General features: G+C 73.6%; 24 protein-coding genes, 1 tRNA gene and 1 riboswitch. Of the genes, 11 read left to right on the top strand and 14 right to left on the bottom strand.

Features of this window, described 5'->3' with window-relative positions; genetic code table 11:
* Nucleotides 1–17: 17 nt before the first annotated feature.
* A complete protein-coding gene (locus tag Q6347_RS02725) occupies nt 18–662 on the bottom strand; it encodes an HAD family hydrolase (protein WP_304606617.1) in 645 nt (214 codons plus the stop codon).
* 114 nt (nt 663–776) lie between these two features.
* Here Q6347_RS02725 and Q6347_RS02730 point away from each other — a divergent pair, with 114 nt between their 5' ends.
* Nucleotides 777–1,637, top strand: coding sequence for a sugar phosphate isomerase/epimerase (locus Q6347_RS02730; protein WP_304602761.1), 861 nt, complete (start codon nt 777–779; stop codon nt 1,635–1,637).
* Nucleotides 1,638–1,644: 7 nt separating this feature from the next.
* On the opposite strand, the gene Q6347_RS02735 is transcribed toward Q6347_RS02730, so the two are convergent.
* The gene (locus Q6347_RS02735) at nt 1,645–2,250 is read right to left on the bottom strand and encodes a TetR/AcrR family transcriptional regulator (protein WP_171246927.1); all 606 of its coding nucleotides are present in this window, start codon (nt 2,248–2,250) and stop codon (nt 1,645–1,647) included.
* A 192-nt stretch (nt 2,251–2,442) separates the two neighbouring features.
* Between Q6347_RS02735 and Q6347_RS02740 the strand changes: the two genes are divergently transcribed.
* Together Q6347_RS02740 and Q6347_RS02745 are read left to right on the top strand one after the other, a co-directional pair.
* Complete coding sequence (locus Q6347_RS02740) at nt 2,443–3,453, top strand: hypothetical protein (protein WP_304606618.1); 1,011 nt, start codon at nt 2,443–2,445, stop codon at nt 3,451–3,453.
* Between the two features lie 733 nt (nt 3,454–4,186).
* On the top strand, nt 4,187–5,233 hold the full coding sequence (locus Q6347_RS02745; protein WP_304606619.1) for a pirin family protein: 1,047 nt from the start codon (nt 4,187–4,189) through the stop codon (nt 5,231–5,233).
* A gap of 73 nt (nt 5,234–5,306) precedes the next feature.
* Here Q6347_RS02745 and Q6347_RS02750 read toward each other — a convergent pair.
* Nucleotides 5,307–5,377 (bottom strand) — tRNA-Gly (locus Q6347_RS02750).
* A 137-nt stretch (nt 5,378–5,514) separates the two neighbouring features.
* Here Q6347_RS02750 and dcd point away from each other — a divergent pair.
* Both dcd and Q6347_RS02760 read left to right on the top strand, forming a co-directional pair.
* On the top strand, nt 5,515–6,090 hold the full coding sequence (dcd, locus tag Q6347_RS02755) for a dCTP deaminase (protein ID WP_171246924.1): 576 nt from the start codon (nt 5,515–5,517) through the stop codon (nt 6,088–6,090).
* Between the two features lie 101 nt (nt 6,091–6,191).
* Nucleotides 6,192–7,319, top strand: coding sequence for a hypothetical protein (locus Q6347_RS02760; protein WP_304602756.1), 1,128 nt, complete (start codon nt 6,192–6,194; stop codon nt 7,317–7,319).
* A 9-nt stretch (nt 7,320–7,328) separates the two neighbouring features.
* Here the strand turns inward: Q6347_RS02760 and Q6347_RS02765 are convergent, their stop codons facing one another.
* The 4 genes from Q6347_RS02765 to Q6347_RS02780 form a co-directional block, all read right to left on the bottom strand.
* The gene (locus Q6347_RS02765; RefSeq protein ID WP_304606620.1) at nt 7,329–7,841 is read right to left on the bottom strand and encodes a methylated-DNA--[protein]-cysteine S-methyltransferase; all 513 of its coding nucleotides are present in this window, start codon (nt 7,839–7,841) and stop codon (nt 7,329–7,331) included.
* Nucleotides 7,838–9,337 carry an AlkA N-terminal domain-containing protein gene (locus Q6347_RS02770; protein WP_304606621.1) on the bottom strand — a complete coding sequence of 500 codons (1,500 nt, stop codon included), beginning with the start codon at nt 9,335–9,337 and terminating at the stop codon, nt 7,838–7,840. The genes Q6347_RS02765 and Q6347_RS02770 overlap by 4 nt, the downstream gene beginning before the upstream one ends.
* Before the next feature lie 77 nt (nt 9,338–9,414).
* Nucleotides 9,415–10,389: an alpha/beta hydrolase gene (locus tag Q6347_RS02775; RefSeq protein ID WP_304606622.1), complete on the bottom strand. Its 975-nt coding sequence runs from the start codon at nt 10,387–10,389 to the stop codon at nt 9,415–9,417.
* A 26-nt stretch (nt 10,390–10,415) separates the two neighbouring features.
* Nucleotides 10,416–11,507, bottom strand: a complete 1,092-nt coding sequence (locus tag Q6347_RS02780; protein WP_304606623.1) for a hypothetical protein — start codon at nt 11,505–11,507, stop codon at nt 10,416–10,418.
* Between the two features lie 190 nt (nt 11,508–11,697).
* On the opposite strand from Q6347_RS02780, the gene clpB reads away from it, so the two are divergent.
* Nucleotides 11,698–14,298: an ATP-dependent chaperone ClpB gene (gene clpB, locus Q6347_RS02785; RefSeq protein ID WP_304606624.1), complete on the top strand. Its 2,601-nt coding sequence runs from the start codon at nt 11,698–11,700 to the stop codon at nt 14,296–14,298.
* 82 nt (nt 14,299–14,380) lie between these two features.
* Here clpB and Q6347_RS02790 read toward each other — a convergent pair whose 3' ends face one another.
* The 5 genes from Q6347_RS02790 to Q6347_RS02810 all read right to left on the bottom strand — a co-directional run bounded on the left by Q6347_RS02790 (nt 14,381) and on the right by Q6347_RS02810 (nt 20,345).
* On the bottom strand, nt 14,381–15,724 hold the full coding sequence (locus Q6347_RS02790) for a C40 family peptidase (RefSeq protein ID WP_304606625.1): 1,344 nt from the start codon (nt 15,722–15,724) through the stop codon (nt 14,381–14,383).
* A gap of 4 nt (nt 15,725–15,728) precedes the next feature.
* Nucleotides 15,729–15,872: riboswitch (cyclic di-AMP (ydaO/yuaA leader) on the bottom strand.
* A gap of 294 nt (nt 15,873–16,166) precedes the next feature.
* Nucleotides 16,167–16,859, bottom strand: coding sequence for a septum formation family protein (locus tag Q6347_RS02795; RefSeq protein WP_304606626.1), 693 nt, complete (start codon nt 16,857–16,859; stop codon nt 16,167–16,169).
* Nucleotides 16,860–16,905: 46 nt separating this feature from the next.
* Nucleotides 16,906–17,616, bottom strand: a complete 711-nt coding sequence (locus Q6347_RS02800) for an anaerobic ribonucleoside-triphosphate reductase activating protein (protein ID WP_171246916.1) — start codon at nt 17,614–17,616, stop codon at nt 16,906–16,908.
* Nucleotides 17,606–19,438 carry a ribonucleoside triphosphate reductase gene (locus Q6347_RS02805; RefSeq protein WP_369810794.1) on the bottom strand — a complete coding sequence of 611 codons (1,833 nt, stop codon included), beginning with the start codon at nt 19,436–19,438 and terminating at the stop codon, nt 17,606–17,608. Before Q6347_RS02805 ends, Q6347_RS02800 begins: the two co-directional genes overlap by 11 nt.
* 109 nt (nt 19,439–19,547) lie before the next feature.
* The gene (locus tag Q6347_RS02810; RefSeq protein ID WP_304606627.1) at nt 19,548–20,345 is read right to left on the bottom strand and encodes an exodeoxyribonuclease III; all 798 of its coding nucleotides are present in this window, start codon (nt 20,343–20,345) and stop codon (nt 19,548–19,550) included.
* Nucleotides 20,346–20,376: 31 nt separating this feature from the next.
* Here Q6347_RS02810 and Q6347_RS02815 point away from each other — a divergent pair, with 31 nt between their 5' ends.
* Both Q6347_RS02815 and pyrE read left to right on the top strand, forming a co-directional pair.
* Nucleotides 20,377–21,150: an SDR family oxidoreductase gene (locus Q6347_RS02815; RefSeq protein WP_171246913.1), complete on the top strand. Its 774-nt coding sequence runs from the start codon at nt 20,377–20,379 to the stop codon at nt 21,148–21,150.
* Nucleotides 21,151–21,173: 23 nt separating this feature from the next.
* Nucleotides 21,174–21,755: an orotate phosphoribosyltransferase gene (gene pyrE / locus Q6347_RS02820; RefSeq protein ID WP_171246912.1), complete on the top strand. Its 582-nt coding sequence runs from the start codon at nt 21,174–21,176 to the stop codon at nt 21,753–21,755.
* Between the two features lie 108 nt (nt 21,756–21,863).
* On the opposite strand, the gene Q6347_RS02825 is transcribed toward pyrE, so the two are convergent.
* Complete coding sequence (locus Q6347_RS02825; protein ID WP_304602746.1) at nt 21,864–22,640, bottom strand: HAD-IIA family hydrolase; 777 nt, start codon at nt 22,638–22,640, stop codon at nt 21,864–21,866.
* A gap of 30 nt (nt 22,641–22,670) precedes the next feature.
* On the opposite strand from Q6347_RS02825, the gene Q6347_RS02830 reads away from it, so the two are divergent.
* From Q6347_RS02830 to fbaA, 3 genes are all read left to right on the top strand, one after another.
* Nucleotides 22,671–23,642 (top strand): DUF368 domain-containing protein, encoded by a 972-nt coding sequence (locus tag Q6347_RS02830; protein ID WP_304606628.1) that lies wholly within the window; start codon nt 22,671–22,673, stop codon nt 23,640–23,642.
* On the top strand, nt 23,635–24,246 hold the full coding sequence (locus Q6347_RS02835) for a TrmH family RNA methyltransferase (protein ID WP_304602744.1): 612 nt from the start codon (nt 23,635–23,637) through the stop codon (nt 24,244–24,246). Before Q6347_RS02830 ends, Q6347_RS02835 begins: the two co-directional genes overlap by 8 nt.
* Nucleotides 24,247–24,441: 195 nt before the next feature.
* A complete protein-coding gene (gene fbaA / locus Q6347_RS02840; protein ID WP_171246908.1) occupies nt 24,442–25,461 on the top strand; it encodes a class II fructose-bisphosphate aldolase in 1,020 nt (339 codons plus the stop codon).
* A 67-nt stretch (nt 25,462–25,528) separates the two neighbouring features.
* On the opposite strand, the gene Q6347_RS02845 is transcribed toward fbaA, so the two are convergent.
* On the bottom strand, nt 25,529–25,846 hold the full coding sequence (locus Q6347_RS02845; protein ID WP_304606629.1) for an STAS domain-containing protein: 318 nt from the start codon (nt 25,844–25,846) through the stop codon (nt 25,529–25,531).
* Between the last annotated feature and the right edge of the window lie 56 nt (nt 25,847–25,902).

Consider the following 25,902-nt stretch of genomic DNA (forward strand, 5'->3'; position numbering starts at 1 on the left):
CGGAGCCGGCGACGGCGTCAGCGGGTCAGCAGCCCGACCAGCTCCGCGAGCGAGTCGACGACGTCGACCCGTGCGGCCTCCGGTCGGGTCGCGTGCCAGTAGCCCCACGGTCCGCGACGGACCAGCACGGGCCGCATCCCGGCGTCGGCGGCGGGGAGCACGTCGTTGTCGAGGCGGTCGCCCACGTAGGCGATGTCCGAGGCCGCGTGCCCGGCCAGCTCGGCGACGCGGTCGAAGAAGGCCGGCGCGGGTTTCTCCACCCCCCACTCGTCGGAGGTGCGGATGGCGTCGACGGGCAGGTCCATGGCCTCGATCGCGGCCCGGGCCTGCGGAGGCTGGTTCCCGGCGACGACGACGGCGAGCCCGGCGTCGCGCAGCGCGGACAGCGCGGGACGGACGTCGTCGTACAGGTCGTCGGCGTCGAAGTTCTCGCGGAGTCCCGTGGGGTCCTCGGCGGCCCAGCGGGCCATCTCGGAGGGGAGGTCGAGGCCCGGCCGGACGAGCTCGAAGGCCTCGACGAGCGGCCGGTCCGCCGCGGCGCAGGCGCCCACGAGGCCCAGGAACGTGCCCCGCGGCACCTCGAGCCGGTCGGCCCACCGGGAGAAGATCCTGGTCTCGTCGATCAGGGTCTCCCCGACGTCGAACACCACCGCGCGCACCATGGCACCGAGGGTAGCCGCCCCCCGATCGGTGCGTCGGGACCGACCGCAGCGCCCCACGTCTTTCGGGGGTAACGTGTCCAGCGTTCTTGCAGGTGCCCGAGCTAGGGTGGCGACATGGCCGAGACGCCGATCTCCGTAACTCTCTCCACCGCGTCGGTGTACCCTCGGCGCGCGGCGTTCGCCTTCGAGGTGGCGGCCGAGATCGGGTACGACGGCGTCGAGGTGATGGTCTGGTCCGACCCGGCCACGCAGGACCCGCGCACGCTCGCGCGCCTGTCCGAGCGCACCGGGATGCCGATCCGGTCCATCCACGCCCCGACCCTGCTGATCAGCCAGCGCGTCTGGGGGCGTGACCCGGCGGCCAAGCTCGACCGCGCGGTCGACATGGCCGGCGAGCTCGGCGCCGACACCGTGGTGGTGCACCCGCCGTTCCGGTGGCAGTACAAGTACGCGCGCGGCTTCGAGGACCAGGTCCGCGAGCTCAACGCCAAGGGCCCGGTGACGGTCGCCGTGGAGAACATGTACCCGTGGCGGCCGCACTCCCGTCTCGACCGTGAGCTCAAGGCGTACCTGCCCGGCTGGGACCCCTCCGAGCACGACTACGACGCCGTCACGCTGGACCTGTCGCACGCCGCGGTCGCCCAGCAGGACGGCCTGGACCTCGTCCGGGAGTTCGGCGACCGGCTGCGGCACGTGCACCTGGCGGACGGCACGTCGAACATCCGTGACGAGCACCTGGTGCCGGGCCGGGGCGACATGCACTGTGACAAGGTGCTCACCGAGCTGGCCCACAACGGCTACCGCGGTGACGTCTGCCTGGAGATCGGGACGCGGAAGGCGAACGACGCCCACGAGCGGCACTCCGACCTGGCGGCGGCCCTGGAGTTCGCCCGCGCCTATCTCGCGCCGGTGCCCGTGCCGTACGTGACGCCGCCGCCGGAGCACCGCCACCGTCCTGCCGACGCCTGGTGGTGACGGGCGGTCAGGCCGCCATCTGAGGCCGGGCGCCGACGGCGCGCAGCACGAAGGTCTCGGTGGCGCGGATCGTGCGCTCGCGGGCTTCCTGGTCGGTCGGGATGAGCCGTCCCGACAGGCAGGCGTTGACGAGCTGCACCGTGGGCTCGATGTCCTGGGGCGGGAATGCGCCCGTCTCGACGCCGTCACGCAGGATGCGCTTGAGGATCGACTCGACGATCTCGGCGTGCTCGCGCAGCCGGGACTGGGTGCTGCGGGACAGCACCGTGCGCAGGTCCGGACCCGGCGCGAGGTGGAAGACGGTGGTCAGCTGCGCCTGCTGGCGGATGTAGGTGCGCAGCTGGGTGACGGGGTCGTCGACCTCCGCGAGGGCGCGTTCCAGGGTGTGGGCGTACTGCTCGGTCTCGTGGGTGATGAAGCCCAGGAGCAGGGCTTCCTTGTCCGCGAAGTGGTTGTACACGGCGGTCCGGCCCACGCCGGCGGCCTGGGCGATGTCGGCCAGCGTGATCGTGTCGAACCCCCGCTCTGCCATGAGCGTGGACAACGCCGCGAACAGCTTGTGCCGGGTCATCTGGCGGTGCTCGTGAAGACTCTTGCCGATGATCTTGGGCATGCTGACAGCATAGGGCCCGGTCGTCAGGTCAGTGCCCGGCACACGCGTCCCTGTGAGCGACACCACTCCGGGGCCGGCGTGTCCCGCGCGGCATCCCGGCATCCGGACGGTCTGCTCGTTCCCGAGCAGACGTAACACGGACGTCACCTTCGGGGCTCCCGCCGCGCCCCCGAGGGGAGTAGCGTCCGCGACATGTCGTACGTCCAGGCGCTCGTCCCCCCGGAGCACGTGTCGAACCACCTGCTCGTCCTGCCTGACGCGACCGAGGTCGCGACGGTGCGACGGCTGGCGGAGTCCTGGTTCTCCGACGCCCGGTGGCTGAAGGAACCCGAGGCGCGTTCGGGGCCGCAGCCGATGCGGGGCGCGCGATTCCGCGGGATGGCCGCGGCGGCGCCGGACCCGCGGGACGTCGGCCCGGGTGTGCTCGGGATCGGCGCCGAGCACGGTGTCGCCGGTCCCTTCACCGGGCCGGCCGAGGTCGCCGCGCAGCTCGGGATGACGGGGCCGGTGCGGGTGTTCGCCCTCGGCCGTGTCGACGGGACGTTCGACCGGCGTGGTCCGCGACCCGCCTCGCCGGACGACCGCGACGGTGTGGCCCGGGCCTTCGCGGCCGGGCTGCCGGAGGATGACGAGCTGCGTCTGGTCCAGTGGGGGGTCGCCGTGGCCCGGAAGCTCGGCGGGCTGCTCCTGGCCGACGGGCGTGAGCTCCTGCGCCCCGACCCGGCCGGCTCGGTCGACCTGCGTCTCTTCTCGGCGAACCCGATCGGCGCGGCCGACCTCCTGGCCCTGCTCCGGTCGGTTGTGGCCACGGCCGAGCACGAGGCGGAGACCCCGGAGCCCGACGGGTCCACGAGCCACCGGCTGGTCGCGCGCACGCCGTACGACGGGAGCATCGTGCTCGACGCGTGGCAGGTCGACCGCGTGCCGCGGGCGCTGGTCGACGTCGACGTGAACGACTACGGACCCTTCGCGGTCGAGGTCCGGTGGGTCCCGCAGGACCCGTACGAGCTGCGGCTGGAGCAGCCCTCGGGGGTGCACGTCATCGCCCGGAACCGGATGCGTGCGACGGTGGCGCGGCTGGCCCTGCTCATGCACGCCCGGTCCGGCGGAGTGCTGGTCGACGACGGCGCCTTCGTCGCGACGACGGCGGAGGTCGACCGACGGGTCGACGAGGAGCGGTCGCCGACACGCGCCTGGGTCTGACCAGCACGTTGTCCACAGGAGTGTGGACGCCCGCCGGCCGTGCTATCTTCCCCGGCCGCTTCCGGTGAACGCCGGGGGCCGGGAGGTGCTCGGACAGCCGCGACGAGCGGGAACGGCGTGTCTCCGTGCTGTTCATCCCCGGGATCCTGCGGTTCCTCGTACCGGTCGCGGGTGTCCGCCGCGTGTCGTCGGGCGCCCTGCGGCAGGGTGCCGCAGCCGGGCAGGGCCATCCCGTGAACGCGTGTCCACAGATTTTGTCCACAGCGCTGTGGACGGTGTGGGGATTCCGCGCCTCCGACTGTGGACGAACCTGTGGCTGAGAATTTCGTCCGCCGGGACCCTTGCAGGGGGCCCGAGGCGGGTCTAGAAACGGCGGTAGCAGTTCCGCCGGAGAGCACCTCCGGACCGCACGGTTGCGGGCCGGCTCGTCGACGGGACGACGGTCGACCGGAGAACGACGGGCCGATCCGCACCGAGTGCGGGCCGCGGGTGACGACGCGGGTGTCCGGGCGTGGCCGGAAGACCACCCACGTCCGGGTCTCGCTGTGGAGAAACGGGGTGGACGGGGCGACGACGCACCAGGCCCCGCCGCGCCGACAGTGGCCCGGGGCCGTGACGTCGACACGGCGCCCCGCCAGCGATCGCGCGGGGAACGTGGTTCCTGCCGAGGCCCCCGGCCGCCCCGGGGGCCTCGGCCATGTCACGGACTGCTGGCGCGCGTAGGCTCCGATCCATGAGCAACCTCGAGCTGCGACCGGCCGAGCGGGTGTGCGCCGTCGGTGACGCCCCCGACGACATCGAGCTCCTCACCTCCCGTGAGGTGCCACTCGGCGGACCCCGGGCGATGACCGTCCGGCGCACGATCCCGCAGCGCCGACGGTCCCTCATCGGGGCGTGGTGCTTCTGCGACCACTACGGGCCCGACGACGTCTCGTCCTCCGCCGGGATGCAGGTGCCGCCGCACCCGCACATCGGCCTGCAGACGGTGTCGTGGCTCTTCGCCGGGGAGATCCTGCACCGCGACTCGGTGGGCTCCGAGCAGCTCGTCCGTCCGGGCGAGCTGAACCTCATGACCGCAGGGCACGGGATCTCCCACTCGGAGGAGTCGACGCCGTCCACGCCGGACCGTCCCCGCCCGCCGACGCTGCACGGCGTCCAGCTGTGGACGGTGCTGCCCTCGTCCGACGCCGGCACGGCCCCGCGGTTCGACCACCACGCCGACCTGCCGGTGGCGGACGTCGACGGGGTGCGCGTCCAGGTCTTCCTCGGCTCGCTCCGTGTCGCGGGCGACCTGCTGGCCTCGCCGGCCCGGACCTACTCCCCGCTCGTGGGGGCCCAGCTCGACCTCCCGGCCGGGAGCCGGCTCGAGCTGGACGTCGACCCCGGCTTCGAGCACGGGCTGCTGGTCGACGCCGGGGAGGCGACGCTCGAGGGGACCGTGGTGCCGCCGTCCGAGCTCGCCTACGCCGCCCCCGGCCGCGACCGGCTCGTCGTCACCGCCGGTGCGGAGCCCGTGCGGGCGATCCTTCTCGGGGGTGCGCCCTTCACCGAGGACGTCGTCATGTGGTGGAACTTCGTGGGCCGCAGCCACGAGGACGTCGTCGCGGCACGGGCCGACTGGTCGGCGCAGCTCACGGACCTCGCCGACGGGTCCACGGGGTACGTCGAGGGGGCGGAAGGACGCCGCTTCGGTCGGGTGGACGGCTACGACGGCGGACCCCTGCGCGCCCCCGCACTGCCCGACGTGCGGCTGAAGCCGCGCACGCAGCCGCCGCGCTGACGGCAGCCCCCCTGGCCGCCCGAACGCGACGAGGCCCCGCACCGGAACCGGTGCGGGGCCTCGTCGATCAGCGAGCGGGTGACGGGAATCGAACCCGCGCTGTCAGCTTGGGAAGCTGAAGTTCTACCATTGAACTACACCCGCGCGGCGCACCGACGTCGATGCGCGCACGGCGATCATACCCAACAACCGCTGGTGACCCGAATCGGCCCCTGAGCGCGTGCCGGACCACGCCGCGGACCTCCTGACGCAGGGCCGCGTGGCGGACTACCGTGGGCCTCGTGCTGCTCTCCGACCGCGACATCCGGGCCGAGCTGGACGGCGGACGCGTCGCTCTGGACCCGTACGACCCGGCGATGGTCCAGCCGTCGAGCATCGACGTGCGCCTGGACCGGTTCTTCCGGCTGTTCGACAACCACCGCTACCCGTTCATCGACCCCTCGCAGGAGCAGCCGGAGCTGACCCGTCTCGTCGAGGTGGAGTCCGGCGAGCCGCTGGTGCTGCACCCGGGGGAGTTCGTCCTCGGGTCCACCTACGAGACGGTGACGCTGCCGGACGACGTCGCCGCCCGGCTGGAGGGCAAGTCCTCGCTCGGTCGTCTCGGGCTGCTGACGCACTCCACCGCCGGGTTCATCGACCCGGGGTTCTCCGGGCACGTCACGCTCGAGCTCAGCAACGTGGCCACCCTGCCGATCACGCTCTGGCCCGGGATGAAGATCGGACAGCTTTGCTTCTTCCGGCTCTCCTCCGCGGCCGAGCACCCGTACGGCTCGGCCCGGTACGGCTCGCGCTACCAGGGCCAGCGCGGCCCGACGGCGAGCCGGTCCTGGCAGTCCTTCCACCGCACCGACGTATGAACGGGCCCTTCAACGGCGGCGACCGTCGTCGGTACGCTCGGACCCGCCGCGCCGGCGACCTCCGTCGGCCGGACTCCCGGACCCGGAAGGAACGTCACCCGATGGCCCAGACCTCGTCCCCGCCCCTGCCACCGCTCCCGCGTGCCTCCACGCAGGGGCACCAGGCCCGGCACCTGCTCGCCGTGCCCGACGACGTGGCCGTCGACGAGGTCGAGGTGCTCGCCCTGTCCCGGTTCAGCGGCACCCGCTGGGACGTCGTCCCGGCGGACCTGCCCGGCGCCGACCTGCCCGCCGGCCGGATCGCCGGCCCCGGCGAGCCCGGTGTGCTCCGTCTGACGCGGCACAGCCACGTCCACGGCCCCTACGCGCCGTCCGGCGACGGGTTCGAGCCGGGGCTGCCCGCCCGCTCCGCCCTCGTCTTCGACGTCGTCTGCCCGCGCGAGCGCTGGGACGACGCGCCCTACCCCGGTGGCGGCGACCGCGACGGCCTCGCCCGGGCGTTCCCGGCGGGTCTGCCCACCCGCGAGGAGGACCGGGTCGTGCAGTGGCTCATCGCGGCGGCCCGCCGCCTCGGCGGTGCGGTCCGTCTGGACGTGGCCGGTCTCTGGGACCCGGCCGAGGCCCAGCGCCGCGGCGCCGGGTCCGGCGTCGTGCTGACCCCGGACCCGGGTGCGGCGGTCGACCTCACGGTGTGGTCCGACGTGTGGCTCGACCCCCAGGCCGCCCACCGGGTGCTGCAGGAGGTCCATCCCCGCGTCGTCCTGGCCACCCAGGGCGCCGACTACCAGGGGCCGCCGCAGGGCATCGCCGACAAGCCGCTGTACCCGGGCGAGAAGATGGACCCGGACCTGCGCCGTGAGGTGCACGCGCGGGCGGACGACTTCGACATCGCCGCGCTGCAGGCGCCCGTCGTCCTGGACGGCTACGGGCTGACGATCGACCTCGGCCACGACGGCTGGGTCACGGTGGAGGTCAGCGGCGACGAGGTGCTGCCGCTGCTGGTCAAGGAGCTGCCGTGGGCTGCCGCCGGGGCGATCTGCTACCGCGTCGTGTGGGACCCGCCGGACCAGTTCGAGGCCCAGATGGAGTTCCCGCAGGCCGGTCTGGTGGTCGCCCGCAAGCGGGCGGCCGACCTGGTGGCCAAGGTCGCCGCCGCGATCCACGCGGCCGTCGGCGGCGAGATCGCCGACGAGTCGGAGTTCCTCCTCGCGCCGGAGGACCTGGGCTGACGGCTCCGGTCAGCCGGCCGCGGAGCGCTCGCGGGCCAGCAGCGACTCCTTGACCGCCGGTCCGTACCGGAAGCCGCCCGTCGTGCCGTCGCTGCGCAGCACCCGGTGGCACGGGACGAACAGGGCCGCCGCGTTGTGCGCGCACGCCCCGGCCGCCGCCCGGACGGCGGCCGGGCGCCCGGCCCGGTCCGCGTACTCGGCGTAGGTGACCGGGGCGCCGGGCGACACCTGGCGCAGCACCTGCCAGGCGTGCTCGCGGAACGGGCCGGACCGCTGGACGACGGCGACCCGGCCGACGGCGTCGAGGTCGCCCGCGTAGTACGCGGCGACGGCCGCGGCCGGTCCGGAGACCGCCTCGTGCCCCGGGTCGACCTCGGTCACGGCGGTGGGGCGCAGGGCCGGGTGGACGAGTCCGACGAGCACGTCGACGTCGTCGGTCCAGCCCGAGGCCAGGACGGTGCCGTCGTCGGCGACGAGCGTGAACGCTCCGTCGGGGGTGTCGAGCGTGGTGGCGGCGATCATGGGGTGTTCCTTCCAGAGCGGGGTGCGGCGGCCTGCCACACGTGCCGGGCGGCGTACGAGCGCCACGGGGCCCAGCGGTCGGCCCGGGCGGCGAGGGAGGCGTCGTCGGGGAGCCCCAGGGCGCGGGCCCCGGCCCGCAGGGCAGCATCCCCGTCCAGCCAGACGTCGGGGTCGCCCAGGACCCGCAGGGCCACGTAGCCCGACGTCCACGGGCCGATCCCGTGCCGGGCCTCAAGGACGGCGCGCAGGTCGGCGGCGTCGGCGCCCACGTCGACGGTGAGGGTGCCGTCGGCCAGGGCGCGGGCCGTGTCGACGACGGTGCGGCGCTGCCGGGCGGGCAGCGCCAGGTGCGTCCCGTCGTCGTCGGCCACCTGGGCGGCGGTCGGGAAGAGGCGGTCCAAGCCGTCGATCGTGGACGGGTACGGCGTGCCGGCGGCCGACGTGAGCCGGTCCAGGTGCGTGCGGGCGGCGGCCACGGAGATCTGCTGTCCCACGCAGGCGCGGACGACGATCTCGTGGGCGTCCACGGCCCCCGGCACCCGGGTCCCGGGGCGGGCGGCGACCGACGGGGCGAGGACGGGGTCGTCGGCCAGCGCGGTGTCGACGGCGACCGGGTCGGCGTCGAGGTCCAGCAGCCGGCGCAGCCGGGCCACGGCGGTGGCGACGTCCTGCCACGAGGAGAGCTCCAGGTGGGCGGCGACCCGGCCGGGTCCGACGGTGGGCCCGGCGGTGACCGCGACGGCACCCGGGCCGTGCGGCAGGTGCAGGGTGCGGGCGTAGCGCACGGTGGGGCCGTCGAGCGAGGCGGTCTCGACGCCCGCGACGGCGCGGGCCGCCAGGTAGGCGACCGTGCCCGCGGCGTCGAACGGCTCGCGCACCGGCAGGGTGAGGTCCAGGTGGACCCGGTCCCCGGCCGTCGCGGTGCCGACGGGTGCCGGACGCCGTCGCCGCAGGTCCGTGGGCGTGGTGGCGAACACGGCGCGCACGGTGTCGTTGAGCTGGCGGATGCTGCCGAACCCGGCGGCGAAGGCGACGTCCGCCACGGGCAGGTCCGTGCCCGTCAGCAGGGTGCGCGCCGTCTGGGCGCGCTGGGCGCGAGCCAGGGTGAGGGGGCCCGCGCCGAGCTCGGTGCGCAGCACCCGGTGCAGGTGGCGGGGGCTGTAGCCCAGGCGTGCGGCGAGCCCGGCCACGCCCTCGCGGTCCACGACGCCGTCGGCCACGAGTCGCATCGCGCGGCCCGCGGCGTCCCGGCGCACGTCCCAGGCGGGGGTGCCGGGGGTGGCCTCGGGCAGGCACCGCTTGCAGGCGCGGAAGCCGGCGTCGTGCGCGGCCGCGCTGGTCAGGTAGAACGTGACGTTCTCGGGCTTGGGCGTGCGGGCGGGGCAGGACGGCCGGCAGTAGATGCCGGTGGTGCGCACGGCGGTGACGAACTGGCCGTCGAACCGTGCGTCGCGCGCGGCGATGGCGCGGTAGCGCTCGGCCCGTTCGTCGGTCATGGCGTCATCGTCACCCGGCGGGCGGCACGATGGCTAGCGGGAATCGGACACGACGGTGAGCGCCCGGGCGGCGCGGCTCAGACGGCGGCGCGGATCCAGTCGACGACGACCTGCAGGTACTCCTCGCGCGCGGGGGAGGGCGAGAGCGCGAGGTCGTGCATCCCACCGCGGATCGTGACGAGGCTGACGTCGTCCCCCAGCCGGGGGGCGATCTTGCGCATGTGGCCGACGTCGAGCACCGTGTCGCTGCTCAGGTGCTCGGTGCGGGTCGTGCGGTCCGAGGTCAGCACGAGCACCGGGATCTCCAGGTCCAGCCCGCGCGCCAGACGTCGCTGCGACCGACGGACGGAGCGGAACCAGGCGGCCCGCACCGGGAACGGCTCGAGCGGCTTCCACGCGGGGTCGAAGTCCCACTCCCCCTCGTGCGTGCGGTGCAGGGCGCGGGGGTAGGCGTCGTCGAGATGGCCGAGCACGGCCCGGGGCGCCAGCGGGGCGACCGCCTCGGCGACGGCGGCGGAGACCCACCGCACGGGAGCAGGGGCGTGGTGCTCGAACCACGGGCTGTTGAGCACCAGCGCGTCGGCGCGTCCCGGGCGGGCCGACGCCCACAGCGGCACGACGAGGCCGCCGGTGGAGTGGGCCATGACCACGAGGCGTTCGTGCCCGGCCGCGCGGACGGCGTCGGCGGCCGCGTCGAGATCCACGGCGTGGACCGCGAGGTCCGGTTCCTGGTTCGGGTCCCGGCCGGCGGCGGCGTGGGCGTCCCAGGATCGTCCGTGGCCGCGCAGGTCGACGGCGTAGGCCGCGAACCCGGCCGCCGCCAGTGCCCTGGCCACGTGGGGGTGGAAGAAGTAGTCCGCCAGGCCGTGCACGACCAGCACGGCGACCCGTGCCGGGGCGCCCTGCGGGGCCACGGACGGCGTGTGGCGGACCAGGGTGGCCGTCGCGTCGTCGGGCAGGTGCAGTGTCCGGGCCTCGAACCCGTCGCCCAGCAGGTCCGGGTGCCAGTCGGTGCCGGGCGTGGGGGCCGTGCCGTCCTCGAGCTGCGTCATGGCCCGAGGCTAGCGGCCACGGAGGGTCAGCGCGGAGCGGCGGGCGGGGTGCCGTCCGGGTCCTGCGGAGGCTGCTGGGGGCCCGCCGGGGGCTGCTGCGGACCTGCCGGCGGCTGCTGCGCAGGTCCCTGGTACGGCGGGGGGTAGGGCTGCGGTGCGGTCTGCTGCGGTGGCACGACGGGCGGTGCCGGCTGCTGCGGCTGACCGTACCCGGGCGGGACGCCGCCGGCGGCGTAGGGCGCCGGGCCGCTCCCGGGTGCCCCCGCGGCGGGTGGACCCGGCCGACGGTTGTTGCGCACGACGAGGGCGACCACCACACCCAGGACCGCCAGGCCGAGCACCAGGCCGACGATCCACCAGGGGAAGCCCGCGTCGTCCTGCTGGGCCGCGTCGGCGACGTCGTCACCGGTGCCGGTGGTGCCCTCGTCGGCGTCCTCGGTGGGCTCGTCGGTGGCACCCTCCTCCGGGGCTGCCGCGCCGTCGCCCACCGCGGAGCCGCGGGCGTAGACCTCGGTGACCTGGCCGAACGTAGGGGTCCACACGACGGTGGTCCCCTCGACCTCGCCCGTGGTCTCGGTGACCTCGCCGGGGAAGGTCACGGCGATGCGCATGTCGAAGCTGTCGAGGAGGCCTTCGGGCAGGTCGCCGGTGTCCCCCATGTCCGCGGCGTCCTCGCTGAGGTCGAAGACGCCGTCCACGACGAACTCGTCGCCCTCGCGGGTGACGGAGAGCTCGTCCTCCGCGCCGCCGGCCATCTCGGAGATCGGCTGGTCGGTGAACGTGACCTCCACGCCGGTGTACTCGCCGTCCGAGTACGGCTGCTCGGTGGACCCCTCGGGCATGCCCTCGGTGAACGAGTCGCCCCCCTCGTTGGACATGTCCCACAGCTCCTGGGGGTCCATGCCCATCGACTCGGCGAGCTCGTCGGAGAAACCCATGATCACGGTGCCGGACGCGGTGTCGTCCTCGTGCAGGGTCATGTCCCAGTCGACCTTCATGCAGCCGCCCAGGGCGAGCAGGCCGACGGTCGCGAGCGCCGCGACGGAGGCGCGCCGCAGCGGGTGCCGGCGACGGGGGCGGTCCGTGGCGGGCGCGTGGACGGGCGTGATGGTCCTCACCGTTCCAGCATCGCCGACCGGGCGGGGACCGGCACCCCGGCCCCGGGTCGCCCGGCAGGATTCACCCGCGGTGCCGGGCGACGTCCCATCAGCGCCGACCCTCGCGTGGCGACGCAAAGTTGAGCGGAATAGACTCAACTCTGCGGAGGTTGACCTCAGCAGTCATCACGACCCCGGACCCGGAGGATCCATGGACACCAAGTTCACGACGATGTCGCAGCAGGCGATCGGCGACGCCGTGCAGTCGGCATCGGCGGCCGGCAACCCGCAGCTCGGGCCGGCCCACCTCCTGTCGGCGCTGCTCCAGCAGACCGGCGGGGTGGCGGTCGGTCTGCTCGAGGCGGTCGGTGCCAACCCCCAGCAGATCGGGCAGAAGACCCGCGCGGCCCTCGTCGCGCTGCCCACCGCCAGCGGTGAGGGCGTGGCCCAGCCCTCGCCGTCCCGCGCCATGCAGACCGTGCTGAGCACCGCGGCCCAGGAGGCCGAGGCGCTCGGCGACGAGTACGTCTCCACCGAGCACCTGCTCATCGCGGTCGCCGCCGGCCGCTCGGCCGCCGCCCAGGCCCTCACCGACGCCGGCGCCACCGCGGACGCGCTGCGAGCTGCCCTGCCCGCCGTCCGCGGCTCCGGGAAGGTCACCAGCCCCAACCCCGAGGGCACCTACAAGGCCCTGGAGCAGTACGGCACCGACCTGACCCAGCAGGCCCGGGACGGCCGGCTCGACCCGGTCATCGGCCGGGACGCCGAGATCCGCCGGGTCGTGCAGGTGCTGTCCCGCCGCACCAAGAACAACCCCGTGCTCATCGGCGAGCCCGGTGTCGGCAAGACGGCCGTCGTCGAGGGGCTGGCCCAGCGCGTGGTCGCCGGGGACGTGCCCACCTCCCTGCAGGGCAAGCGGCTCGTCGCCCTCGACCTGGCCGGCATGGTCGCCGGGGCCAAGTACCGCGGCGAGTTCGAGGAGCGGCTCAAGGCCGTCCTGGAGGAGATCACCGCCTCCGACGGCGAGGTCATCACCTTCATCGACGAGCTGCACACCGTGGTCGGCGCGGGCGCCGGCGGCGAGGGCGCCATGGACGCCGGCAACATGCTCAAGCCGATGCTCGCCCGCGGCGAGCTGCGCATGGTCGGCGCCACCACGCTCGACGAGTACCGCGAGAACATCGAGAAGGACCCCGCCCTGGAGCGGCGGTTCCAGCAGGTGTTCGTCGGCGAGCCCTCCGTGGAGGACACGGTGGCGATCCTGCGCGGCCTCAAGGAGCGCTACGAGGCCCACCACAAGGTCACCATCGCCGACTCCGCGCTGGTCGCCGCCGCGGCGCTGTCCGACCGGTACATCTCCGGGCGCCAGCTCCCGGACAAGGCGATCGACCTGGTCGACGAGGCCGCCTCCCGGCTGCGCATGGAGATGGACTCCTCCCCGGTGGAGATCGACGAGCTGCAGCGCGCCGTCACCCGGCTGGAGATGGAGGAGGTCGTCCTCAAGGACTCCGACGACACGGCCTCCCGGGACCGGCTGGAGAAGCTGCGCGCCGACCTGGCCGACCGCCGCGAGGAGCTCGCCGCCCTCACCGCGCGCTGGGAGGCCGAGAAGGCCGGCCACAACCGGGTGGGCGACCTGCGCGCCCGCATCGACGAGCTGCGCACCGAGGCCGACCGCCTGCAGCGCCAGGGCGACCTCGAGTCCGCCGCGCGCCTGCTCTACGGGGAGATCCCGCAGGTCGAGCGCGAGCTCGTCGAGGCCGAGCAGGCCGAGGCCTCCGAGGAGGCGGCCGAGGAGGCGGCGCACGAGACGCCGATGATCGCCGACAAGGTCGGGGCGGACGAGGTCGCCGAGGTCGTCTCGGCCTGGACCGGCATCCCCGCCGGCCGCATGCTCCAGGGGGAGACCGAGAAGCTCCTGCACATGGAGGACGTGCTCGGCGAGCGGCTCATCGGGCAGCAGGCGGCGGTGCGCTCCGTGTCCGACGCCGTGCGGCGCTCGCGGGCCGGGGTGGCGGACCCCGACCGGCCCACGGGGTCCTTCCTGTTCCTCGGGCCGACCGGTGTCGGCAAGACCGAGCTCGCCAAGTCCCTGGCCGAGTTCCTCTTCGACGACGAGCGCGCCATGGTGCGCATCGACATGTCCGAGTACTCCGAGAAGCACTCGGTGGCGCGGCTGGTCGGCGCACCCCCCGGGTACGTCGGCTACGAGGAGGGCGGGCAGCTCACCGAGGCCGTGCGCCGTCGGCCCTACTCCGTGGTGCTGCTCGACGAGGTGGAGAAGGCCCACCCCGAGGTCTTCGACATCCTGCTGCAGGTGCTCGACGACGGTCGCCTCACCGACGGCCAGGGCCGCACCGTCGACTTCCGCAACACCATCCTGGTGCTGACCTCGAACCTCGGCTCGCAGTTCCTCGTCGACCCGGTGATGGACCAGGAGGCCAAGCGCGAGAGCGTCATGACGGCGGTGCGCACGGCCTTCAAGCCCGAGTTCCTCAACCGGCTGGACGACGTGGTCCTCTTCGACGCGCTGTCCCTCGACGAGCTGGGACGGATCGTCGAGCTGCAGGTCGCGGCGCTCGCCCAGCGGCTGGCCGACCGGCGCATCACGCTCGACGTGACGCCGTCCGCTCGCCGGTGGCTGGCGGTCGAGGGGTACGACCCCGCCTACGGCGCCCGCCCGCTGCGGCGGCTCGTCCAGCGCGAGATCGGCGACCGGCTGGCCCGCCGGCTGCTGTCCGGCGAGACGGCCGACGGGGACACCGTCGTCGTCGACCGGGTCGAGGGTGCCGAGGGGCTCTCGCTGGCCTGATCGTCGCCGGGACGACGACGGCCCCGCCCTCCGTGCGGAAGGCGGGGCCGTCGGGCGCTCGCGGCGCCCGGACCGGTGCCGGTCAGATGCGGATGAACCGCGGGCTGCTCTGCCAGATCTGGCGCTTCACCACGCCGACGCCCGGACGGGCCGACTCGATGATCCGGCCGTTGCCGGCGTAGATCCCGATGTGCCCCGGCGAGTAGACCAGGTCGCCCTGCCGGGCGTTGCTGCGCGAGACGCGCGTGCCGAGAGAGGCCTGGGCCGACGACGAGCGCGGCAGGGTCTTGCCGATCGCCTTCTTGTACACGTAGGACGTGAACCCCGAGCAGTCGAACCCGGTGGCGGGCGACGTGCCGCCCCACGAGTACCGGTGCCCGATGTAGTTGTGGGCGACCCGGACGACCTTCTGGCCGCGGGTCATCTTCGGCTTGACGTGGACCTTCCGGTACTTGGTCGACTTCTTGAGTCCCTCGGCCCGGGCCGGCACCCCGACGACGCGGATCCTGTTCTTGCCCAGGTCGTACTTGCCGAGCCCCGGCCGGAACCGGACGACCCCGTACTTGTTGGTCTTCTTCACGGCGACCTTGTCGCCGGAGATGAACAGGCGCACGCGGCCCTGGACGGGCTCGCCCCACTTGCGCAGCTTCACCGTGTACTTCGGGCGGGTGTGCCACTTGCCCTTCGTGGCCGTGTGACGGCTCTTGGAGACGTACATGTTGGTCGTCGCCTTGGGCTTGATCCACACCCTGCGGTGCTTCGTCACCTGCTCCAACCCGGTGGAGGCGGCCGGCGCGACGACGACGCGGATGCCGTTGCGGCCGACGTCGTAGTGGGAGAACCCGGGGCGGAAGTGGATCGTGCCGTCCCCGTCGAGGCTCTTGACCGCGACCTTGGTGCCCTGGACGTAGAGCCGGACCCGGCCGGCGAACGCCTCGCCGTCCGCGGTCGCGCGGACCGTGTAGCGGGGGCGGGTGTGGCCCTGTCCCTTGCGGCCGGTGCTGCGGGACTTCGACACCGAGACGTCGGGCGTCGTGCTCACGACGACGGGCTCCTCGGTGGCGGTGCCGGTGTCCTCGGCGGCCGGTTCCTCGGTCGGGGTCGTGGTCGTCCCGTCCGTGGTGGTCGTCGGCTCGGGCGACGCGGTGTCCTCGACGACGGGTTCCGGCGTCGGGGTCGCGGTGCCGTCGGAGACCGACGTGTCGGTCGCGTCCGTGGTGGTCGTGCCGGCCGAGGTGGTATCGCCGGCGACGGTCTCGTCCGTGGTGGTCGTGAGCGCGTCGTCGGCGGCGGCCGATCCGGCGCCGGCGACCAGCGTGCCGCCGGCGAGGGCCGCCGTGAGCGTCATGGCGACGGCGGCGTGGCGTTTCCTGGGGGTGCGCACGGCACCCTGCGGGCGCGCAGCATCCAGCGAGGGTGTGGACATGGGGTACTCCTCCAGCCGGCGAGATGAGCTGTCGGGTTAGGCCGAGAAGTGGTGGCCTGCCGCCGATGGACGGCTTCACCCCGAGGGTGGCGCTGACGTCACCCGAAGAACCTGGGTCTCCCGCTGCTGCCGTCGGTGCTCCGGTGGGCCGTCCCGTCGGCAGCACTGGGCACCGGGCCGGTCGCCGCCCGGTCTCCGGGCGACGACAGGACGCTAGCCCCGAAACGGTCGGAGGTCACGGTCAGATAACGGTCACCTCCTGCGCCGATGGTGGAGGCGGTGTGAAGGGATCCGGCGGCGGGACGCTGTCCGACATGACGGACACGGCACGCCGGAACCGTCGGAAACGGCCGTCGACCGAGGGCCGGGATCGGGCGATCGACCCATCCGGGGTGCCGGGGAGGTGAAGATCGGGCACCGATCCGATGACGTTCCCGGCCGCTCAGTCCAGGAGCGAGCCGGTCCGCGTGCCGTCCACGACGGCCACGCACAGCCCCGTGCGGTCCCCGGCGGCCCAGGACTCCTCGCTCGGCGCCCAGACCACCAGCTCGACCCGTGTGGAGTCGTCCGCGCGCGCCTGCGGGCCCAGGAGGTCCGGGGTGCAGCCCCGCGCGGTGCGGGCCGCGGCCTCGTCCGCGCCGGGCCAGACGGCGTCCGCCGACGCGTCGGTGCGCCCGACCACCTCGGCCGCGTGCGGCTCGCCGCACGGCACCACCTCGACGCGTCCCACGGCGCCGTCGGTCGGGGCCTCGGCGAGGCACGAGCCGAGGACGAGCTGCACGGCGTTGACGGTCTGCGGCGCGGTGACGTCGGCCGCGACGGGTTCCCACGCCTCCTCGCGCGTGCTCGTCGTCAGGTAGGAGGCCCCCACGGCGCCGCCGACCACGAGCAGGATCAGGGCGAGGACCGACAGCACCCAGATCCGGGCCCGGCGCCGCGCCGCGGCGCGCTCGGCCGGCGTGGGTCCGGGGGCGCCCCAGCGGGCCCCGGGGTCCACCGGCCGGCGGTCCGATGCGCCCGTCGGTGCCGGGCCGGGGGAGGGACGGGCCGGACCCCGCGTCCCGTCCGGGGCGGGGCCGGACGCCTCCGGGCCGGGCGAGGCGAAGGAGAGGTCGTCCTCGGGGCGCTCGGTCATGGGAGCCAACCTACCGAGCCGGGCGCTCCTTCCGGGTCCGGGCGGTTCAGACCCCCACGCGGCGCTCGACGCCCGGCAGGTCGTCCTCGCGCAGCACGTCGGACAGCCGTCGGCGGTCCAGGCGGCGCACCCACCCGGCCCGTGCGCCGTCCGGTCGCGCCTCCTGCAGCACCCACCGGCGGACGCCGAGCGCGGTGAGGCGCGCGCCGATCGCCAGGACGTCCTCGCGGGTGTGCACGGTGGGGTCGACGGTGGTGCGGATCTCGTGGTCGACCCCGGACTCGACCACGAGCCGGGCCGACTCCCACGCCGCCCGCCCGGACGGTGCCGCTCCGGTGACGAGCTCGTACCGGTCCGGCACCGCCTTGATGTCCAGGCCGACCCAGTCCACCAGGGGCAGCACGCGGGCGAGCCGGGTCGGCCAGGGGCCGCCGGAGTGCACGCCGACCTCGAGCCCGAGGTCGCGGACGTCGCGGCAGGCGTCCGCCAGGCCGGGCTGGAGGGTGGGTTCACCGCCGGAGATCACCAGGCCGTCCAGGAGGCTGCGGCGCTTGCGCAGCAGCTCGAGGACCTCCGACCAGGTCGCACCGGGCCGCCGCCGGGGGTCGATCAGGGAGGGGTTGTGGCAGTAGGTGCACCGCCACGGGCATCCCTGGGTGAACGCGGTGGCGACCAGACGACCGGGCCGGTCGACCGTCGAGAACGGCACGAAGCCGGCGATGCGCAGCGGTGCCCGGGCCGGCGCGTCAGGCGACATCGACGGTCACCGCCGCGGGCTCCCGGGAGGCCGCGGGCTCCCGGAACGGCACGCGCTCGGCGTACTCGCCCTGCTTGCCGGTGTTGAAGGACGCCACGGGGCGGAAGTACCCCATCACCCGGGTCCACACCTCGGTCCCGGCGCCGCAGGTCGGGCAGGACCGCACGTCGCCCGCGAGGTAGCCGTGCGTGGCGCAGATCGAGAACGTCGGCGTCACCGTGAGGTAGGGCAGCCGGTGGTTCTCCAGGGCACGGCGCACGAGCAGCCGGCACGACTCGGCGCCGGACATCTGCTCGCCCAGGTAGAGGTGCAGCACCGTGCCACCCGTGTAGCGCCGCTGCAGCTCGTCCTGGCGGGCGAGTGCCTCGAACGGGTCGTCGGTGAAGCCGACCGGGAGCTGGGTGGAGTTCGTGTAGTACGGCTGCTCCGGGGTCCCCGCCTGCAGGATCCCCGGGTAGCGGGCGCGGTCCTCGCGGGCGAACCGGTAGGTCGTGCCCTCGGCAGGGGTCGCCTCGAGGTTGTACAGGTGGCCGGTGCGCTCCTGGATCTCGACGAGGCGCGTGCGCAGGTGGTCGAGCAGCTCGAGGGCCGTGGCGTGCCCGGCCGGCGTGGTGATGTCCTCGGTGTCGGCGGTGGCGTTGCGGATCATCTCGTTGACCCCGTTGACGCCGATGGTGGAGAAGTGGGCGTCGAGCGTCCCGAGGTAGCGCCGCGTCCAGGGGTACAGCCCGCCGTCCATGAGCCGCTGGACCGTCTCGCGGCGTGCCTCGAGACCGTCGGCGGCGAGGTCGACGAGGCGGTCCAGCGCCGCGTACAGCGCCTCGCGGTCCGGGCCGTGGACGTGCCCGAGCCGGGCGCAGTTGATCGTGACCACGCCGAGCGAGCCGGTCTGCTCGCCGGACCCGAACAGCCCGTTGCCGCGCGCGAGCAGCTCGCGCAGGTCGAGCTGGAGGCGGCAGCACATCGAGCGCACGTCGCCGGGGTTCAGGTCGGAGCTGATGAAGTTCTGGAAGTACGGCGTGCCGTACCGCGCGGTCATCTCGAAGATCTCCTCGGAGATCTCGGAGTCCCAGTCGAAGTCCGGCGTGATGTTGTACGTCGGGATCGGGAAGGTGAACACCCGGCCGGCGGCGTCCCCGGCGGACATGACGGCCACGAACGCCCGGTTGATCATGTCGGACTCGGCCTGCAGGTCGCCGTAGGTGACGTCGAGGACGTCGTCGCCGACGACGGGGTGCTCGTCGGCGAGGTCGGGCGGGCAGGTGAGGTCGAAGGTCAGGTTGGTGAACGGCGTCTGGGTGCCCCAGCGGGACGGCACGTTGAGGTTGTGGACGAACTCCTGCAGGGCCTGGGTGACCTCGGCCTGGCTGAGGCGGTCGACGTGGACGTACGGGGCCAGCAGGGTGTCGAAGGAGCTGAAGGCCTGGGCCCCCGCCCACTCGTTCTGCAGCGTGCCGAAGAAGTTGACGATCTGCCCGAGCGCCGAGCTCAGGTGCCGGGGCGGCCAGGAGGCGACCGCCCCCGCGACCCCGCCGAACCCCTCGGACAGCAGCTGGCGCAGCGACCACCCGGCGCAGTAGCCGCCGAGCACGTCGAGGTCGTGGACGTGCAGGTCGCCCTGCCGGTGCGCGGCGGCCAGCTCGGGGGAGAACACCTCGTCGAGCCAGTAGTTCGCGATCGTCTTGCCCGCGACGTTCAGGACGAGGCCACCGAGGGAGTAGCCCTGGTTGGCGTTGGCGTGCACCCGCCAGTCGGCCCGGGCGACGTACTCGCCCACGGCGGCGGAGGCATCGATCTGCGTACCCACGGCGACTCCTCGCATCAGGCTTGTGAAGACATTCACGAGCCTAGCGAGGCGAGGGAGGGGGCCCTCCCGACACGCCGCGGCGGCCGGCGTGACATCGATCCGGACCGGCCGTCACCTCGGCGCCTCAGACCAGGTCGAGCACCACCGGCACGTGGTCGCTGGCGCCCTTGCCGCGTCGCTCGTCCCGGTCGACCGTCGCACCGGTGACCCGGTCGCGCAGCGCCGGCGAGGCGTACGCGAAGTCGATGCGCAGCCCCTTGTCCCGCGGGAACGCGAGCTGCTGGTAGTCCCAGTAGGTGTACGTGTGCGGCGCGGGCAGGTGCTCGCGCGTCACCTCCGTGTACCCCGCAGGTCCGAAGGCCTCGAACGCCGCCCGCTCGGCGGCCGACACGTGGGTCCTGCCCTCGAACGCCGTGACGTCCCAGACGTCGGTGTCACGGGGGATGACGTTCCAGTCGCCGAGCAGGGCGAGCTGCGCCCCGGGGTCCGCCGCCAGCCACTGCTCGGCGTCGGTGCGCAGGCCTTCCAGCCAGGCCAGCTTGTAGGCGTAGTGCGGGTCGTCCAGCGCGCGGCCGTGCGGCACGTACAGCGACCAGACCCGCACGCCGCCGCAGGTGGCCCCGAGGGCGCGGGCCTCGAGACGCGGTTCCTCGTCGGGCTTGGCGAACGTGGGCTGGTGCGGGAACGACGTCGCCACGTCCTCGACACCCACCCGGGAGACCACGGCCACGCCGTTCCACTGGTGGTAGCCGGTGTGCGCCACCTCGTACCCCGCCTCCTCGAAGGCCCGGTGGGGGAACTGGTCGTCCCGGCACTTGGTCTCCTGGACGGCCAGCACGTCCGTCCCGGACCGTTCCAGGAAGGCCAGCACGCGGTCCAGCCGCGTGCGGACGGAGTTCACGTTCCACGTGGCGATGCGCACGCGAGCACCCTAGGACACATAGAGTGCCGTCATGGGTACTGCGCTCGTCACCGGTGCGACCGCCGGTCTCGGACTCGAGATCGCCTGGCAGCTCGCCACCGCTCGCCACGACCTCGTCCTCGTCGCCCGTGACGGCGAGCGGCTCGACCGCGTCGCCGGACAGATCCGGGCCGCGGCCGGTGTCCACGTCGAGGTGATCCAGGCGGACCTGGCGCGCCACGACGACGTCACCCGGGTCGCCGAGCGGCTCACCGTGACCGGCGCGGACCCGGAGGACGACCGCCGTCCGGTCGGCCTGCTGGTCAACAACGCCGGTTTCGCCCCCGCGCAGCGGTTCGTCGCCGGGGACCTGGACATCGAGCTCGACGCCGTCGACGTCATGGTCCGGGCGGTCATGGTGCTGTCCCACGCCGCCGTCGGTCAGATGGTCCCGCGCGGCCGGGGTGCCGTGCTCAACGTCGCCTCGGTGGCGGCCCTGACGGCGGGCGGCAGCTACGCCGCCGCCAAGGCCTACGTGCGGACCTTCACCGAGGGGCTGGCCGTCGAGCTGAAGGGGACCGGTGTCACCGCGACCGTGCTCTGCCCCGGCTTCACCCGCACGGAGTTCCACGACCGTGCCGGCCTGAGCACGGAGGTCCTGCCGGACGGCGCCTGGCTGCACGCCGCCGACGTGGCGGCCGAGGCGCTCGCGGACGTGCGGCGCGGCGTCGTCATCTCCACGCCGTCGGTGCGCTACAAGGCGGCCGCCGCGCTGCTGCGCGCGATGCCCCGCTGGGCGGTGCGCGCCGTCGGGCACTACCGCTGACGCGCCCCCGTACCCTGGTACCCGTGACTTCCGCCGACTTCTCCCCGACCCCCCGCGAGCAGCTGCTGCAGCTCGTCAAGGACCTCGCCGTGGTGCACGGGAAGGTGACGCTCTCCTCCGGCAAGGAGGCCGACTACTACGTCGACCTGCGTCGCATCACGCTGCACCACCGTGCGGCCCCGCTGGTCGGGCACGTGCTGCTGGACCACCTCGAGGAGGTCGGGCTCGGGACCGCCGAGGTCGACGCCGTCGGCGGACTGACCCTCGGTGCGGACCCCATCGCGGACGCGTTGCTGCACGCCGCGGCCTCCCGCGGGCAGGACCTCGACGCCTTCGTGGTGCGCAAGGAGGCCAAGGCCCACGGCATGCAGCGGCAGATCGAGGGGCCGGACGTCACGGGGCGCAAGGTGGTCGTGCTGGAGGACACCACCACGACCGGCGGCTCGCCGATCACCGCGATCGAGGCGTTGCGCGGGGCCGGTGCCGAGGTGCTCGGCTGCGCCACGATCGTCGACCGCGCCACCGGGGCCGGGGAGAAGATCGAGGCGCTCGGGGTGCCGTACCACTACCTCTTCGACCTCGAGGACCTCGGCCTGAACGGCTGACCCTCGCGTTGTGGGTATGAAATCTGCCGCCCCGCACCGGTCATGGGCCGTAGATTTCATGCCCACAGCGGAGACGGCGGTGGAGTGACGGGGCGGGCGCCCCTCGGGTCAGACGCGGTCGACGAGGTCCGCGACGGACTCCACGACGTGGGACGGGCGGAACGGGTGCTCGTCGACCTCGTCCTCCACGGTCGTCCCGGTCAGCACCAGGAACGTCTCCAGGCCGGCCTCGATCCCGGCCACGATGTCGGTGTCCATGCGGTCGCCGATCATGGCCGTCGTCTCCGAGTGGGCCTCGATGCGGTTGAGGGCCGAGCGGAACATCATCGGGTTCGGCTTGCCCACGTAGTACGGCGAGCGGCCGGTGGCGGCCGTGATCATCGCCGCCACGGAACCGGTGGCCGGCAGCGGCCCCTCGGGCGACGGCCCGGTGGTGTCCGGGTTCGTGGCGATGAACCGCGCGCCCCCCTTGATGAGCCGGACCGCCTTGGTGATCGCCTCGAACGAGTAGGTGCGGGTCTCGCCGAGCACGACGTAGTCGGGTTCGGTGTCGGTGAGGGTGTACCCCGCCTCGTGCAGGGCGGTGGTCAGCCCCGCCTCGCCGATGACGTACGCCGATCCGCCGGGCACCTGCTCGGCGAGGAACGTGGCGGTGGCGAGAGCCGAGGTCCAGATGGACTCCTCCGGCACCTCGACCCCCGACGTGGCGAGCCGGGCGGCCAGGTCGCGCGGGGTGAAGATCGAGTTGTTCGTGAGCACCAGGAAGCGGCGCTTCTTCTCCCGGAGGGCGTCGATGAACTCCGCCGCGCCGTCGATGGCCTCGCCCTCGTGCACGAGGACGCCGTCCATGTCGGTCAGCCAGCACTCGATCTTCCGCTCGGTCATGGCAGACACGGTAGCCCGTAGGCTTCGAGCGTGACCGACGAGCACGCAGATCCTCCCACCCACACCGGTGCCGTCCGCCGCCACGCGGCCCCCGCGTCCGGCACGAGCTGGCGCTCCGCCCCGGGCCTGGCGGCCCGCGGTGGGCTGGTCGGCATGGCCGAGTCCGTCCCCGGCATCTCCGGCGGGACCGTCGCGCTCATCACGGGTCTGTACGACCAGCTGCTGGCCGCGGCGAGCCAGGTCGTGCACGCCGGCCGCGAGCTGGTCCAGGGCGTGGCGCAGGGGCACGGGCTGCGCCCGGCCGGCCGGGCGCTGCGGGCGGTGGACTGGCGCTTCCTCGCCCCCGTGCTGGGCGGCATGGTGGTGGTGCTCCTCGCCTCGCTGAACACGATCGCCCCGCTGCTCGAGGAGAACCCGGTCCCGGTGCGGTCGGTGTTCTTCGGCATGATCGCGGTGTCGGTGCTCGTGCCGCTGAGCATGATGCCCCGCCGGTTCCGGCCGCTGGACGCCGTGCTGCTGCTGGGTGCTGCCGTGGTCGGGTTCTTCTTCGTCGGGCTGCCGCCGTCGCAGGTCGTCGACCCCTCGCTGTGGTACGTCGCCGGTTCGGCGGCGGTCGCGATCAACGCGCTCGTGCTGCCGGGCGTCTCGGGGTCGACGCTGCTGGTGATCCTCGGGCTGTACATCCCGGTCCAGCAGGCCGTGGAGGACCGTGACCTGGCCTTCCTGGGCGCGTTCGTCGTCGGTGCCGCCGTCGGTCTGGCCTCGTTCGTGAAGCTGCTGCACTGGCTGCTCGAGCACCGGCGGCAGGGCACGATGGCGGTGCTCGCCGGTCTCATGATCGGCTCGCTGCGGGCCCTGTGGCCGTGGCAGGACGCCGACGGCGGGCTGCTGGCCCCGGACGACGCGAGCGCCGTCGTCGGCCCCCTGCTGCTCGCCCTCGCGGGGGCCGCGGTGGTCGGCGCGCTGTTCTGGTGGGAGTCCACGCGGGACGGCGATGAGTGACCGGGTCGTCGGCGTCGGTCCGTGGGCCGGGCCCTGGCCCGACGACCCGCGCTACGACCCCGAGCTGCTCGAGCACGGCGACCGGCGCAACGTCGTCGACGCGTACCGCTACTGGTCGGTCGAGGCGATCGTGGCGGACATGGACCGACGTCGTCCGGCGGACCGGCAGCTGCACGTCGCGATCGAGAACTGGGCGCACGACCTGAACATCGGCTCCGTGGTGCGCACCTCCAACGCCTTCAACGTCGCCGGCGTGCACATCGTGGGCCGGCGGCGGTGGAACCGGCGCGGTGCGATGGTCACCGACCGCTACCTGCACGTCCAGCACCACCCGGACGCCGAGTCCTTCGCCGCGTGGGCGGCCGGCGAACGCCTGCCCGTGGTCGGCGTGGACAACGTGCCGGGCTCGGTGGCGCTCGAGCGCCGCGAGCTGCCGCCGCGGTGCGTGCTGCTCCTCGGCCAGGAGTCCGACGGGCTGACCCCGCAGGCGCAGGCGGTGTGCGACGTCGTCGTCCACATCACCCAGCACGGGTCGACACGGTCGTTGAACGCCGGCGCCGCGGCGGCGATCGCCCTGCACGCCTGGGCGTCGCAGCATCTGTGAACCGCCCGTGACGTCCCGTCGCGCCACCGATGACCCGGGCGACCGTCTCATCCTGTGCGACGCCATGTGACGGTGATGCGTCGGACGTGAGAAAATCCGGATGCATGTGGGCTGCGTGCTCGCCGGCCACCAGCGACGGTGGGACGTCGCCCGCCTGCGTCGTCCCTCGTACGTCCCCTCATTGGAGTACCGCAGATGCCTATCGCAACCCCCGAGGTCTACGCCGAGATGATCGACCGGGCGAAGGCCGGCAAGTTCGCCTACCCCGCCGTCAACATCACGTCGTCCCAGACCATCACCGCAGCCCTGCAGGGCTTCGCCGAGGCGGAGTCGGACGGCATCATCCAGGTCTCCGTGGGTGGTTCGGAGTACGGCTCGGGCTCGACGGTGAAGGACCGCGTCGCCGGGTCGCTGGCGCTGGCCGCCTACGCGCACGAGGTCGCGAAGAACTACCCGGTCAACATCGCGATCCACACCGACCACTGCGTCAAGAAGAACCTGGACTCCTGGGTGCGCCCGCTCCTCGCGCTCGAGGCCGAGCAGGTCAAGGCCGGCAAGAACCCGACCTTCCAGTCCCACATGTTCGACGGGTCGGACATCCCGCTGGAGGAGAACCTCGTCATCGCCGAGGAGCTGCTCGAGCTCTCGCAGGCGGCTCGCACGCTCCTCGAGGTCGAGATCGGCGTCGTCGGCGGCGAGGAGGACGGCCACGTCGCGGAGATCAACGAGAAGCTCTACACGACGCCGGCGGACGGCCTGGCCACGGTCAAGGCGCTCGGTGCCGGTGAGAAGGGCCGCTACCTGACGGCGCTCACCTTCGGCAACGTGCACGGCGTCTACAAGCCCGGTGCCGTCAAGCTGCGCCCGGCGATCCTCGGGGAGATCCAGAAGGCCGTCGGTGACGAGATCGGCAAGGAGAACCCGTTCGACCTCGTGTTCCACGGCGGGTCGGGCTCCACCGCCGAGGAGGTCGCCGAGGCGGTCGACAACGGCGTCATCAAGATGAACATCGACACCGACACCCAGTACGCGTTCACGCGTCCCGTCGTCGAGCACATGTTCACCAACTACGACGGCGTGCTGAAGATCGACGGCGAGGTCGGCAACAAGAAGGCCTACGACCCGCGCGCCTGGGGCAAGAAGGCCGAGGCCGGCATGGCGGCCCGCATCGTCGAGGCCTGCCAGTGGCTGCGCTCGGCCGGTCACAAGATGTGATCAGCCTCCGCTGACGCACCGACGCCCCGCCGCTCCTCGGAGCGGCGGGGCGTCGGTGCGTGCAGGCTCAGTGCTGGGCCGAGGTGATGTCCAGGTCGACGCCGGGGTCGTCGTCGACGATCTCCAGCAGCTCGCCGATCCGTGTGACCTCCAGCAGGAAGCGCACCGTCGGCGGTGCGCGCAGGATGCGCACCGTGTGCGGGCTGCGCGAGGCGAGGCGCGCCAGGAAGGCCACGCCGGAGGAGTCCATGAAGGTCACGTGGTGGGCGTCGATCTCGACCGGCAGCCCGGAGGCCTCCGCGTCGGAGATGGCCTCGCCCAGCTCGGAGCTGACGTCGGCGTCGATCTCGCCCGAGAGGACCACGCGAGCGCGTGAGCTCCCCACGATCACATGGATGCTCGCGGGGTCGCCGATCTGGGGCGCCGCGTTCTTGTCACCGT

The organism is Isoptericola sp. b408, assembly GCF_030588085.1.
Classification (GTDB): domain Bacteria; phylum Actinomycetota; class Actinomycetes; order Actinomycetales; family Cellulomonadaceae; genus Isoptericola; species Isoptericola sediminis.

What these genes read in the sequence shown, in the direction of transcription:
- Q6347_RS02725 (WP_304606617.1), bottom strand. Translation starts at nt 662, where the DNA reads ATGGTGCGCGCGGTGGTGTTCGACGTCGGGGAGACCCTGATCGACGAG.
- Q6347_RS02730 (WP_304602761.1), top strand. Translation starts at nt 777, where the DNA reads ATGGCCGAGACGCCGATCTCCGTAACTCTCTCCACCGCGTCGGTGTAC.
- Q6347_RS02735 (WP_171246927.1), bottom strand. Translation starts at nt 2,250, where the DNA reads ATGCCCAAGATCATCGGCAAGAGTCTTCACGAGCACCGCCAGATGACC.
- Q6347_RS02740 (WP_304606618.1), top strand. Translation starts at nt 2,443, where the DNA reads ATGTCGTACGTCCAGGCGCTCGTCCCCCCGGAGCACGTGTCGAACCAC.
- Q6347_RS02745 (WP_304606619.1), top strand. Translation starts at nt 4,187, where the DNA reads ATGAGCAACCTCGAGCTGCGACCGGCCGAGCGGGTGTGCGCCGTCGGT.
- Q6347_RS02760 (WP_304602756.1), top strand. Translation starts at nt 6,192, where the DNA reads ATGGCCCAGACCTCGTCCCCGCCCCTGCCACCGCTCCCGCGTGCCTCC.
- Q6347_RS02765 (WP_304606620.1), bottom strand. Translation starts at nt 7,841, where the DNA reads ATGATCGCCGCCACCACGCTCGACACCCCCGACGGAGCGTTCACGCTC.
- Q6347_RS02770 (WP_304606621.1), bottom strand. Translation starts at nt 9,337, where the DNA reads ATGACCGACGAACGGGCCGAGCGCTACCGCGCCATCGCCGCGCGCGAC.
- Q6347_RS02775 (WP_304606622.1), bottom strand. Translation starts at nt 10,389, where the DNA reads ATGACGCAGCTCGAGGACGGCACGGCCCCCACGCCCGGCACCGACTGG.
- clpB (WP_304606624.1), top strand. Translation starts at nt 11,698, where the DNA reads ATGGACACCAAGTTCACGACGATGTCGCAGCAGGCGATCGGCGACGCC.
- Q6347_RS02790 (WP_304606625.1), bottom strand. Translation starts at nt 15,724, where the DNA reads ATGTCCACACCCTCGCTGGATGCTGCGCGCCCGCAGGGTGCCGTGCGC.
- Q6347_RS02795 (WP_304606626.1), bottom strand. Translation starts at nt 16,859, where the DNA reads ATGACCGAGCGCCCCGAGGACGACCTCTCCTTCGCCTCGCCCGGCCCG.
- Q6347_RS02800 (WP_171246916.1), bottom strand. Translation starts at nt 17,616, where the DNA reads ATGTCGCCTGACGCGCCGGCCCGGGCACCGCTGCGCATCGCCGGCTTC.
- Q6347_RS02805 (WP_369810794.1), bottom strand. Translation starts at nt 19,438, where the DNA reads ATGCGAGGAGTCGCCGTGGGTACGCAGATCGATGCCTCCGCCGCCGTG.
- Q6347_RS02815 (WP_171246913.1), top strand. Translation starts at nt 20,377, where the DNA reads ATGGGTACTGCGCTCGTCACCGGTGCGACCGCCGGTCTCGGACTCGAG.
- Q6347_RS02825 (WP_304602746.1), bottom strand. Translation starts at nt 22,640, where the DNA reads ATGACCGAGCGGAAGATCGAGTGCTGGCTGACCGACATGGACGGCGTC.
- Q6347_RS02835 (WP_304602744.1), top strand. Translation starts at nt 23,635, where the DNA reads ATGAGTGACCGGGTCGTCGGCGTCGGTCCGTGGGCCGGGCCCTGGCCC.
- fbaA (WP_171246908.1), top strand. Translation starts at nt 24,442, where the DNA reads ATGCCTATCGCAACCCCCGAGGTCTACGCCGAGATGATCGACCGGGCG.